The sequence below is a fragment of the Nocardia sp. CC213A genome, from assembly GCF_030766805.1.
Lineage (GTDB): Bacteria > Actinomycetota > Actinomycetes > Mycobacteriales > Mycobacteriaceae > Nocardia > Nocardia otitidiscaviarum.
The window spans coordinates 18,516-30,954 of the sequence record NZ_JASFXA010000025.1 but is presented as its reverse complement, the minus strand read 5'-3'; the positions used below and the strand labels follow the sequence as shown (position 1 = coordinate 30,954).

Genomic DNA, 12,439 nt, shown 5'->3' with positions numbered 1-12,439 from the left:
CCATTCTGCGAAATGACCCTCTCGACACCAGGGTCAGGCCATGCTAACCATATTAAGCACACGCGTTATTTAATTATGGAGGTTGCCGTGACCGATCGCCCCGACGGCCGGGTGGGCTGGACGCTCGCCGTCGTCTTCACCGTCATGTTCCTGGTGTCCCTGGATCTGTCGATCGTCAATGTGGCGCTCCCGGATATCGACGCCGACCTGCACTTCAGCGGCTCCGGGCTGAGTTGGGTGATCAACGCCTACCTGCTCACCTTCGCGGGCCTCATGCTGTTGGGCGGGCGGCTGGCCGATCTGGTGAGCCGCCGCACCCTGCTGCTGGGCAGTCTGGCGGTCTTCGCACTCGCCAGCGCCTGGGGCGGGCTCGCCCAGCACGCGTGGGAACTGCTCACCGCCCGCGCCGTCCAGGGCGTGGCCGCGGCGGTGCTCGCGCCGATGTCACTGGCCCTGGTCACCTCCGAATTCGCCGAGGGCCCGGCGCGTTCCAAGGCCATGGCGGTCTGGGGCGGCGCGGGCGCGGCGGGCGGCGCGGCCGGTGTGGTGCTGAGCGGGTTGCTCACCGAGTACGTCGGCTGGCGGGCGGTCATGTGGGTGAACGTGCTCTTCGCGGTGCTGGCCGCGACCGCGGTGCTGCGCGCCGTCGCCCACCGGGACGTGACGCGGCGCGCGGGTCTGGACCTGCCGGGCGCGGCACTGGTCACCGCGGGCGTGACCGCGCTGGTGGTGGCGGTGATCTCGACCGAGGAGCACGGCTGGACTTCGGCGCGTACCCTCGGCTGGGCGGCGGCCGGAGCGCTCGCCCTGATCGCCTTCGCGCTGGTGGAGGCGCGCACCGCCGATCCCCTGGTGCCGCTGGGCTTCCTGCGCCGCCGCTCCCTCGTCGGGGCCACGGTCTTCGGCTTCATGCTGGCCTCGGCGCAGTTCGCGAGCTTCTACTTCGTCTCCCTGCTCATGCAGCGGGTGCTGGGCTACTCGCCGGTGGCGACCGGGCTGGCCTTCGTGCCGTTCTGCCTCGGGGTGGGCGTCGGCCTGCGGGTCGCGATGCTCACCGCGCCGAAGTACGGTCCGCGCCCGGTGCTGCTGATCGGCGGGCTGCTGGGGGCAGCGGGTCTGCTGTGGTTCGGATTCGCCACTCCCACATCGCATTTCCTGGTCGCGGTGCTGGGTCCGTCGATGGTGGCGAGCGTCGGGGTGGGCGCGGCCACGGTGGCGATGGGAGTCGCGGCCGTCAGCGGCGTGCCCGCCGAGCAGTCGGGGCTGGCCTCCGGAATCCTCAACAGCGCACGGCAACTCGGCGGCTCACTGGGACTGGCGGTGCTGGCCACCACGGCCGCGACCGTCATCGGTGACAGCGGCGCACCCGAGGTGCTCGCCGACGGGTACACCACCGCGCTGCGGCTGGCGGCGGCACTGCTCGCGGTCGGGGCCGTGGCCGCCGCGCTCATCCTGCGCGCACCGGCCCGGCAGCCCGCGCCCGCTGCCGCACCCGCGCCATAGTCCGCGGCGGCACCGGCGTGCGAAGTCGCGGCCGCGGCGACGTGCGATAGTACGCGGCTCACCGGCGGCAGAACCCGCAGCGCGCCGCCGCTGTCACCGGATACCTATGGCGTGTCGAGGAATTCGGCGACGGTGGCGGCCACCAGGGCCGGATCGTTCTTGTCGATGCCGAAGTGGTCGAGGCCCCGGAAGGTGTATCGGACGCAGTGCGGGATGACCTCGGCCAGCCGGTCGCGGTCGGCGTCGTCGCGGGCGAGCCGGTCGCGATCGCCGTCCATGAGCAGCACCTCCGCCGTGATGTCGCGATAGTGCGGATAGGTGTCGTCCAGGCGGATGACCTCGCGGTGCTCGCGCAGATTCTCCCACAGCAGACTCGAGATGATGTCGCGCTCAGGCGCTTTCATGGCCAACGGCATGGCACGCTCCAGCATCCACTTCGGCACGCGGCGAATGCCCTCCGGGCCGACCGCACGCAGGTACTGCACGAACGCCTTCCACGGCTTGTCCTGCCGCAGATACTTCTCATAGGACGGAATCCAGTTCGAGGGCATCGAACCGTTGACGGAGACACCGGGTTCGTACACCGCGACCTTCCGGATCTCCGGATCCCGCGCCGCCTCCAGGGCGATGAGCCCGCCGTAGCTGTGCCCGACCAGCAGGGTCGCGCCGGTCTTGTCGCGCAGTGCGCGCAGATCCTCGAGTTCGGTATCGATACTGTAGTCCTCCCCCTGCGGCCCGCTGTCGCCGCGGCCGCGCCGCTCCATGATGTGCACCGTGAATCGCTCCCCCAGGGTACGGGCGAAGCGGGCGAAACCCGCGGCCACCGACAGCGCCCCCGGAATCACGATCACACTCGGGCCGTGCCCGGTGGTGTGAAAGGCGATCGGCGTGCCGTCGGCGGCGATGATCGTCTCGCTGGTTCCCTCGAATTCGGCAGGCATTCCCATATCCCCCAGTCTGCTCCAAACGGACGAATCAGCGCTCTAGTTCACGCGCAGTCCGCTGGCGCGCAGGACCCGACGGTCGATTCCGGAACGAATGGACTCCTCGGTGCCGATGATCCGGACCCGTTTGCGCGCGCGGGTGATGGCCGTGTACAGCAATTCCCTGGTGAGCAGCGTGGATTCGGGTCCGGGCAGCACCACCGAGACGGTGTCGTACTGGCTGCCCTGGCTGCGGTGGATGGTCATGGCGTACACGGTGGTGACGCCCGGGAACTGGGTGGGGTGCACCAGATACGGTTCGGTGCCGCGCTGCAGGGCGGCGCGCAGCGTGCCGTCGGGCGCGCGCACGATCACGCCGGTGTCGCCGTTGTAGATGCGGGCCTCGTGGTCGTTGGCGGTGACCAGCAGCGGCTGGCCCGGATACCACTGTCCCGCACCGGGATCGGAGGCGATACCGGCGGCGGTGACCCAGCTGGCGGCGAGCCGGTCCCAGCGCTCCACGCCGTAGGGGCCCTGCCGGTGCGCGCACAGCAGCCGATGCGATTCCAGGGCGGTGAGCGCGGCGGCGGCATCACCGCGCAGGGCGGCGTCGGTGGCGTCGCCGGAGGCGCGCAGCAGGTCCTCGCGCACCTCGCTGACGTCCTCGGGGGCGTGCAGGGACAGTTCGTGGCCGCCCTCGGCCAGCAGCGCGAGGGCGGCGTCGGCGTCACCCGCGCGCACGGCCACCGCCAGTTCGGCGATGCGGCCGCCGAAGCGGCGGCCCCGGGTGAGCCGGACGATGCCGCCGCGCAGGCGTTCCCGCTCCCGCCCGGACAGCGCGTCCGGGTGGGCGGCGGTGGCGGACAGGTCCGCGCCGAGGATTCGGTCCAGCGCCGGATTCGCCTGTCCCGGTACGGGTCCGGCGACCAGGTCGGCCAGCACCGCGCCCGCGTCCACCGAGGCCAGCTGGTCCGGATCGCCGACCAGGACGAGGCGGGCGTCCGGGCGGACGGCGGGCAGCAGGTGGCTCATCATGGTCAGCGACACCATGGAGGTCTCGTCAACCACGATGACGTCGTAGGGCAGGCGGTTGAATTCGTTGTGCCGGAAGCGGGACGCGCCGCCGCGCTGCCAGCCCAGCAGGCGGTGCAGGGTGGCGGCGGTGAGTTCCGGCAGGCCGATATCCCCGGCCTGCTCCCGCACCGATTCCTGGAGGCGGGCGGCGGCCTTGCCGGTCGGCGCGGCCAGGGCGATGCGCAGCGCGGGCGCGCCCGGGGCCGCCTGCTGATGCGCCACCAGCAGCGCCAGCACCCGCGCGATGGTGTGGGTTTTGCCGGTGCCGGGGCCACCGGCGACCACGGTGGTCCACTGGGTGGCGGCCAGGGCCGCGGCCAGCCGCTGCCGGTCGGGCGGCTCCCCCGGCCCGGTCTGATCGGGGAAGAGCCGATCCAATTCGCGCCGAACCAGTTCCGCGTCCACCATGGGATGGGTGGCGGCGCGTTCGGTGAGCACCCGGCGGATGGTCTGTTCCTGCTGGTAGTAGCGGCTCAGATAGAGCAGCGGCCCGGCGGGCGTGTCGACCAGGCGCAGCGGGGTGAGCGGTCCGGCCGGACTGCCGCACACCAGCGGGCTCACCCGCAGCGCCGCGATGACGGCGTCCACATCGGGCCACGGCAGCGTGGTCGGGTCGATGGCCGATTCCTCGGTGCCCTCGGCGTCCACGCCGATCTCGTGCATGCGCCGCAGCTCCAGGCAGACCGATCCGGAGCGTACGGCGCGCACCGCCAGCGCGGTCGCGAACAGGACGAGGGGCGAATCCTCCCGGCCCAGCCGCGCCAGCCGCACGGCGACGTGCACATCGGCGGCGGACAGCACACCCGCCTCGTTGAAGGTGCGCAGCGGCCCGGTGCCGCGCTGCGCCACCGCGATCGACGTCATCGCCCGGTCACCACCCTTCGCCCCGGCCCGACCGTCATGCCCGTCCTCCGCCCGTCTCGCCCGCCAGCAGGGCGGACAGTTCCACCACCAGCGCGGCAGGCGGCTCCCAGTCGAAAACGCCCGCACCGTCCGGGGTATCGGGGCCGATCATGCCGCGCACGAACAGGTACCGGATGCCGCCGAGGTGGCGCTCCGGAGCGTAGTCGGGCAGCCGCCAGCGCAGATAGCGATGCAGGGCAACCGAATACAGGATCGCCTGGAGCGGGTAGTGGGAGCGCATCATCTCGGCGGCCATCTGTTCGTGGGTGTAGTGGGCGACGGTGAGGTCGCCGGTGCCGAGGCGGTTGGTCTTGTAGTCGACCACCACGAAGCGCGGGCCCGGAATGCGCAGCACGGCGTCGATGCTGCCGGTGAGGTAGCCGCGCAGCGGGGTGTCGTCCAGATCGGCGAGCTGATCGGCGTAGTCGGCCAGCGGATCGCCGGGCGGGAGATGGCGGCGCAGCAGGGTGGCGATATGGGGCACGGTCACCCGCTCGCGGGCCGGGGTGTCGCCCCCGGCGAGGGGCAGTTCGAAATCGAGTTCGCTGAGCCGGTCGCGGGTGGGGATGTCGGCGAGGCAGCCGAAGCCGATCGGGGTGCGCATGACCGCCAGCAGGGCCCGCGACAGCACCTCCGGGTCGGCGTCGAACATCTGCTCGGCCACGGCGTGCGCGGTGCGGTCGCGGATCTCGGCGGCGAGGTCGGGGGCGTCGGTGTCGACGTACTCCAGCACCTCGTGCACGAGGGTGCCGAATTCGGCACCGTAGGGCAGATCGTTCATGAGCGAGGGCGCGGCCGCCGACACAGGGGCCGCGGCGTCGGCGAGCACGCTCGGTGCGTCGGGTTCGTCGGCGATGCCGCGCCCGTCCGGGATGTCGGTGGTGGGTGCGTGATCGTGGGCTCCGGCGGTGAGCGCCGAATAGGACGTGCGCCGCCAGTCGTGGTCGAGTACCCGGTCGAAGCGCGCGGCGGCGAGGTCACCGACCGCGCCGTCGGTGGTGGCGGCCGCCAGTCGGGCCGCCCGCGCCCGGTCCACCGGTTCCACCGTGATCACGCCGTCTCCGGCGGTGGCGGCCCAGGTGATGATGCGGTCCAGGGCAACGTGATCGGCGGGCACCGCCACCTTGTCGGCGACCTCGTCGCCGCCGGGTTCGCGGCCGAACAGCATGCGGTGCAGCGGGCCGGTGGCGGTGTTGTAGCTGGGCGCCCACCAGGCCACCACCTGCGCGCCGGCGCGGGTGAGCGCCACGTACAGCAGCCGCAGCTCCTCCCCCGCCGCCTCGGCCTCGGCGCACCGCTTGCGCTGAGCGTGGCCGGGAGCGTCGGGGCCGCCGACATCGAGCACGCGGCGGTCCCGCTCGTCGTGGAACAGCAGGGCCGCGTTCTTGGGCAGCATCATCGAGTCCCACGCGAAAGGCAGGTAGACGACCGGGAATTCGAGGCCCTTGCTGGCGTGCACGGTGGCGATCTGCACCGAACGGGCGTCGCGGTCCAGGCGGCGACTGCGGCCGGTGACCGCACCCGAGGCCGGATCGCGCACCCGGTCGGCGAGCCAGCGGGCCAGTGCGGTGAGGCCGAGGGATTCGCGCAGCGCCGCCTCGTCCAGCAGCTGGGCGAGCTGCCGCAGGTCGGTGAGCTGGCGTTCGCCGCCGTCCAGGGCGAGCAGGCGCGGTGCGAGTTCCCGTTCGGCGGAGAGCTTTTCGAATACGGCGGCGAATCCGGCGCGGGTGAACAGGCGGGCGGAATCGCGCAGCAGAGCGCTCAGCTGGCCAACGAGATCGGCTCCGCCGCTGTCGATCTCGACGGCGGACAGGCCGAACAGGGCGGTGCCCGCGGCCAGGCGGACGCGGTCGGCGCGGTGCGGCTGCTCCAGGGCGCGCAGCACCCACAGCCAGTCCATGGCCGATTCGGTGCCGAAAACGCTGGCCCCGCCGGTGAGTACGGAGGGCACCCCGGCCTTCTCCAGGGCGGCGCGCACCAGGTTCAGCTGGGTGTGGGTGCGCACCAGCACGGCGATATCGCCCGCGTCCACCGGGCGCTCGCCCGCGGACGTGGTGATGGTGACCCCGGATTCGAGCAGGCGCACGATATCGGCGGCCACATCGGTGGCGACGCGTTCGCGCTGGCGGCCCACGGTGGGGAAGCCGGACTTGTTGAGCGGTCCGGCACCGCTGCGCGGGAAACAGCGCAGCCGCAGCGGGGTGATGGCTTCGGCCGGGCCGGACAGCCGGGTCCACGGGCGAGTGGCGGCGACCGGGTGGACGCGAATCTCCGGATGTCCCAGGGCCGCTCCGCTCTGCACGTGCGCGAGGGCCTGGAGCAGTCCGGCGTCGCTGCGCCAGTTGACGGTGAGTTCGCGGCGGCTGTCGGCCACGGAGACGGCGGTCAGGTAGCTGAGCACCTCCGCGCCCCGGAAGGCGTAGATGGCCTGCTTGGGGTCGCCGACCAGGACGAGGGTGGCGTGGCCGTGGAAGGCGCGGCGCAGGATGTCCCACTGCAGCGGGTCGGTGTCCTGGAATTCGTCCACCAGCGCCACCCGGAACCGGTCCCGGATGCGGCGGCAGGCGCGCTCGCCGTGCTCGGTGTCGGCCAGCACCCGGTGCAGCAGCACCAGCAGGTCGTCGAAGTCGCGGATGCCCGAAAGCTGTTTGCGGCGTGCCACTTCCGCGCGCACCGCCTCGGCGAAGGCCACCCGCTCGGCCGCCGGATCGCCGTCGTACTCGGCCTGCGGCACCAGCATCGACTGCCGATCCCCCACCGCGGACACCGCCAGCTCGTGCGCCTCCGACGGGCTGAACGGCGCACCGTCGCGCGCGTACCGGCTCACGTACAGATCGTCGGCCACGGTGGCGACGACATCCTCGATGCTCTCCACCAGCCGGGCCCCCGGATCCCGCTCCCCCGCCAGCCCCAGCTCGTCCAGCATGCGCTGGCAGAAGCTGTGCGTGGTGGCGATCGACCCGGCGTCGAAATCCGACAGCGCCGCCAGCAGCCGCTCCCGCCGCAGCGCCACCTCCGCCGAATCCGCTTGCGCCAGCAGGGAAACCAGCTCATCCCGGGACTCCCGGGCCGCCTCCGGATCGGCCAGCCCGGTCGCCACCTCCACGAACCGGTTCCGCGTCCGCTCCCGCAGTTCCTGGGTGGCCGCCCGACTGAACGTCACCAGCAGCAGTTGCGAGATATCCACCCCCGCCTCGGCCACATACCGCACCGCCAACCCCACGATGGCGTACGTCTTCCCGGTCCCCGCACTGGCCTCCAGCACCATGGTCCCGGCGGGCAGCGGCCCCAGCAGATCGAACCGCGACTCGGCCCGCCCCTGCGGCACCGCGTCGCGGTCCGGCGTCCCGCCCGCCCCCGTCGCGTCGTACCCGGACCCCCGCTGCGGAGTGAGCAGGGGCGGCACGGCCGACCGGCTCTCCGGCGCGGCGTCACACTCACGCGGCCCGCCGGTGCGCCGCTGCGGCGCGGCGGAGGGTGCAACCGGCTCGCGCCGGGAACGGTCCCCCGTATCCTCGGCAACGACCTCGGGACCGAAATCCACCGTGGCGGCCGGTATTTCGCCGCCTCCGACCGTGCTCGCATCGAGCCGGGCGGCGATGGTCGCGCCCGCTGCTCCCGTGTCCGATGCGCCCGGCTCGGCCTCCGCGACCGCGTTGCCCGGTCCCCGGTGGCCGATGCGCCGCGAACGGCGGTTCGTCCCTTGCTCGGTCCGCGCGGGGTGGTCGGGCTGGTCGCCCGGCGCGACCGCGCCCGAACCGTGGCGGTCCACGGCGGGCTCGGTGCGCCCGCCGGGCGAGGTTTCGGCGGCAACCGAACCCGATTCGGGGACGGTATCGTGCCGGCCCGACTCGGGGCCGGACAGCGCGGCGCGCGCCGGTCCGGCGCTGTCGGCCGCACCGGCCGCGTGCTCGGCCGCGGCGTCCCTGGGCAGGTCGTCGAGCGGTAGGGCCAGCACGTCCACGGCGGTATCGGTATTCGCGGGCTCCGGGTCGCGGGGTGGGCGGGGGCGGCGGCGGGCCGGGGTGGCCGGGTCCGTCGCCGTGTCGGTGAGGGAGAAGAGTTCGTCGCTCATCCGTGCTTCGCGGTCGTCGTCATGGTCTCCCCTGATTCTCGTTGGCGAGCAACGGGTTCCACAGCATTCGGGCCAGTTCGCCGAAGCGTGTCGGCTCGTCGCCGCCGTGTTCGGCCGGGGCTCGGGTCAGGTCCGGGAAACGCAGGGCCGGACCCCACACCTGGCGGAGGTAGCGGTCGGTGCGTTCACCGTACGCGCCGTCGAAGTCCTGTTCCGCGGAGAGGGTGGCGTCGTCCACGGACGCGCCCTTGCAGCGGCGGTCGGCGTAGACGGCGGTCGCCGACGGGGCGATGGGCAGGGGTTCGGTGAGTCCGGCGTCGCGCAGGTGCACGAGTTGGCGCAGGATGGCGCGGGCGGTGGCGGCGTCGGGGGCGGTGAGGGTGGACTGCCAGACCGGATTGCGGAACTGGCCGCGGCCCAGGGTGAGGGCGCGCCAGCTCTGGTGCGAACCGCTGGCGGCCAGGGCCAGCAGCCGCACCCAGGCGGCGAGCCGGTGTTTGGGGGCGAGCCGCGAGTAGGTGGCGCGCAGCAGCGCGTCGTCGTGCACGTCGGCGACGGTGCCGGTGAGGCGGCGGCCGTCCCCGAGGTCCACCGCCACGTCGATGGTGCGGCCCGGGATCTCGTGCATGGGGCGGGCCACCCGCACCAGCTGGTCCACGGTGCCCTCGATATCGTCGAGCACCGCCGCGCCCATGCGCGCGGGCGGCAGGGTGCCGCGCCGCCATTCGGCCGCGCGCAGCATATCGGCCTCCACGCCGTTGAGCCGCGCGGCCAGCATGCGTTCGCCCATGGACCATTTGGTGAGTCCGTCCAGGGCGATGGGCAGCCGGTCGTCGATCTCCTCTTCCTCCTCGGGCACGCGGATGCCGAGCCGCTGCCACAGGAAGGCGCGCACCGGATGTTCGGCGAAGGCCACCAGATCGGTGAGCTCCACATCGCCCGGCGACGCGGAGGGCAGCGGTGCGGCGAGGAATACCGGCCGCGACCGCTGCGGCTGCCGCGCGGCCACCGCGCCCGCGAGGGCCACCGGATCGAAGCTGAACGGGTCGTCGGCGCGGAAGTTGGCGGCGTCGAAGGGTTGCAGTGGATGCCGCCGCACGATCCGCGCCATGGCCTCGCGGCCGACATGGGCGCGCACGGTGTCGAGCACCTCGGCGAGTGGGATGGCGGGCGGCCGGTGCGCCCCGGTGACCGGATCGGATCCGGTGTGCAGCAGCACGAGTCGCTCCCCCGCCGCCATGATGGCGTCCAGCAGCAACTGCCGGTCCTCGCTGCGCGGGTCGCGGTCGCCGGGGCAGCGGTGCCGGGCCAGCACATCGTCGCCGTCGATGCCGCCCGCGCGCGGGAACACCTCGTCGTCGAGTCCGAGCAGCACCACCACCCGGTGCGGCACCGACCGCATGGGCACCATGGTGCACACGGTCAGCTCACCGGTGCGGAAGTTGGCGCGCGAGGCCCGCCCCGCCAGCCGGGTCGCCAGCAGCGCCGCGATATCGGGCAGGCGCAACGGCACATCCCCGGCGTGTTCGAGGGCGGCGGCCAGTTCCCGCCGCGCCTGCACGCCCGTCCACGCCTGCGCGCGGGTCACGTCGGTGAGCAGATCGAGCGCGCGGCCGAGCACCGCGGCCCACTCCCCGGCCGGGCGGGCGGTTCCTGCCGGTTCGGCCAGGGTGGGTCCGCGCAGGTCACGCAGGCAGACCGCGAGCCGGTCCACGAATTCCGCGAAGCGCCCCGCCAGATCGATGTCGCCCGAGTCGACATCGTCGAGCGGCAGCGCCAGATCCAGCCAGTCGGCGCCGGATTCGCCCGCGGCCACGCCGAGCAGAATGCGGTCCACTGCCGCATTGAGCGTGTTCTGCGCGAAATCGCCGAGTCCGAATGCCTGCCGCTGCCGCTGCCCGATACCCCAGCGCGCACCGGTCTCGGCGGCCCACTCCCGCAGTCGTTCCAGATCGTCGTCGTCGAATCCGCAGCGCAACCGCACCGGTTCGGCCGCGGCGAGGTCCAGCACCTCGGTGACGGTGACCCGGCCGTCGGCCAGTTCCAACAGCGTCCCGATCACGCCGAGCAGCGGATTCACCGCCCGCTGCGCCCGATCGGCCAACCGCACCCGCAGTGCGTGCCCGGGATGCCCGGCTTCGGCGGTGTCGAGGGACCACTGCCCGAAGGCCGCCCGCACCAGCGGCGCATAGCTTTCCACGTCCGGGCACATGACCACCACATCGCGCGGTTGCAGCGTGTGGTCCGCGGCGAAGACGTGCAGCAGACAGTCTCGCAGCACCTCCACCTGCCGCGCCGGACCATGGCAGGCGTGCACGCCGACGGTCCCGTCCCCGGCCAACTCGGGTTCGACCGCCACCGGCCACCGATCCTCCCGGATCGCGGCCTGCAGCGCGGACAGCAGGGTGCGCCCGGACGCCAGGTCGCGCACGCTGGATGCGCCCGCTACAGCACCGCGCTCCACCGATCGCCGCCCGGTCGCCGACTCGCCCGTACCCACCGCAGGCGTGGCGGCCGCGACGAAACCAGCGGCGCCCGCCCGGTCCTCCCGGTCGGAACCCGCTACGTCGGAGAACTCGGTGGCGCCCCCCTCGGCACGGTCGGCTGCCGGCTCTATGACATGCCCGGCGGCAGAGTCGACGGGGCGGCCGAACTCCACCGCGCCATCGCGGTCGCCGTCCGGTATTCGGGCGCGCCCGAGGTTCGGCGTGTCCGACGCGACCTCCGCCGTCCGCGCGCCGGATGACGCGCCCCGGCCCGGCGCTGTGGCCGCCGCCGTCCGCGCGGCGCGTCGTTCGCCCCGGCCCGGCGCTGTGGTTGTTCCCGGCGATATCGCGGCGGGCGGGTGGTAGGTGTCGGTGTGGTCGTAGGCGTGCAGGCGCTGCTGCAATTCGCGCATGTCGCGGCCGAGGGCGGCGAGCAGCGGATGCCGCACCCGCACAAGGGAATCCGGCATCTCGCCCGAAGGTGACGATCCGCCCGCTCGGTCCACCCGCTGCCGATCGGAGGCCGCGCGCACCGATGCGGGAGCATCACCCGCCGCAGAGGAACCCGACCGGTCGGCCGAATCGGTCTGCGCGCCCACCCCGTTCGATGCCAGTTCCGTCCACAATGTCGGGCTCGGGTGCACCAGCCACAGGTGCACCTCCCGCCCCGCGGACAGCGCCGACAGCACCTCGAGCTGGTCGGTGGTCAGTCGCGTCACGCCGAACAGCGAGATCCGCCGTGGCAGCGACACCACCCCGGGTTCCGCCCGCAGGTGTGCGCACGCGGCGGACAGTCGCTCGGCCGGGCTCGGCACCCCCACGGCTTCCCGCAGCGTCCGCCACAGGCGCGGCTGCCAGCGCAGGTCCTCCGGCAGCTCGCGTCCGGTCCCGTCGGTATCGAGCCCGTCCGCCCACGCGGTGATCATGCCGGGGCGCTGGGTGCCGTAGCCGTCGAACAGGTCCGCGATCCGCGCGGCGGTGGCGTAGCGCCGCCCCACCTTGTGCCCGGCGGCGTCGCCCCGGCCGAGATGCCGCGACAGCACACCGCACCACGGTTCCGCCAGCACCGCGTCCAGCACCGGCAGCAGCGTCCACACCAGTCGTTCGGGAGCCCACGGGTCGGTATCGGGGGTCAGCCCGGTCGCCTCCGCCAGCACCGCGCCCACCAGGCTCGCCGGATCCGGGAATTCGATATTCGCGGCGATGCCGTCACCACCGGTCGCACTGCCGAGCACCGTCGCCAGCCGCTGGATCACCCAGCGCTCGATCCCCTTGGCCGGTACCGCGACGACCTCGGCGGCGAAGGGGTCGTCAAGGGGTCTGGCCAGCAGCTGGGCGAGCGCGTCGACGAGCGTGTCCGCTCGCTCGGCCCGGTGAATGTGCACGAGCTGTGTTTATACAGTCGGCGAACCGGATGCAAACACCGGGTGCCGCGCGCCTTACGGTGACACGCGCCACACGCCGCGGATTTGCTC

General features: G+C 73.1%; 5 protein-coding genes. 1 reads left to right on the top strand and 4 read right to left on the bottom strand.

What is annotated here, in order from left to right:
• Positions 1–87: 87 nt before the first annotated feature.
• Positions 88–1,503: an MFS transporter gene (locus QJS31_RS32670; RefSeq protein WP_306358544.1), complete on the top strand. Its 1,416-nt coding sequence runs from the start codon at positions 88–90 to the stop codon at positions 1,501–1,503.
• Between the two features lie 104 nt (positions 1,504–1,607).
• Here the strand turns inward: QJS31_RS32670 and QJS31_RS32665 are convergent, their stop codons facing one another.
• The 4 genes from QJS31_RS32665 to recC form a co-directional block, all read right to left on the bottom strand.
• Positions 1,608–2,450 carry an alpha/beta fold hydrolase gene (locus tag QJS31_RS32665; protein ID WP_282786415.1) on the bottom strand — a complete coding sequence of 281 codons (843 nt, stop codon included), beginning with the start codon at positions 2,448–2,450 and terminating at the stop codon, positions 1,608–1,610.
• A gap of 36 nt (positions 2,451–2,486) precedes the next feature.
• Positions 2,487–4,364 (bottom strand): exodeoxyribonuclease V subunit alpha, encoded by a 1,878-nt coding sequence (gene recD / locus QJS31_RS32660; RefSeq protein WP_306358543.1) that lies wholly within the window; start codon positions 4,362–4,364, stop codon positions 2,487–2,489.
• A 34-nt stretch (positions 4,365–4,398) separates the two neighbouring features.
• Entirely contained in the window at positions 4,399–7,671 is a 3,273-nt protein-coding gene (locus tag QJS31_RS32655; RefSeq protein ID WP_282785927.1) for a UvrD-helicase domain-containing protein, read from the bottom strand.
• An 826-nt stretch (positions 7,672–8,497) separates the two neighbouring features.
• The gene (recC, locus tag QJS31_RS32650; RefSeq protein WP_306358542.1) at positions 8,498–12,349 is read right to left on the bottom strand and encodes an exodeoxyribonuclease V subunit gamma; all 3,852 of its coding nucleotides are present in this window, start codon (positions 12,347–12,349) and stop codon (positions 8,498–8,500) included.
• Positions 12,350–12,439: the final 90 nt, after the last annotated feature.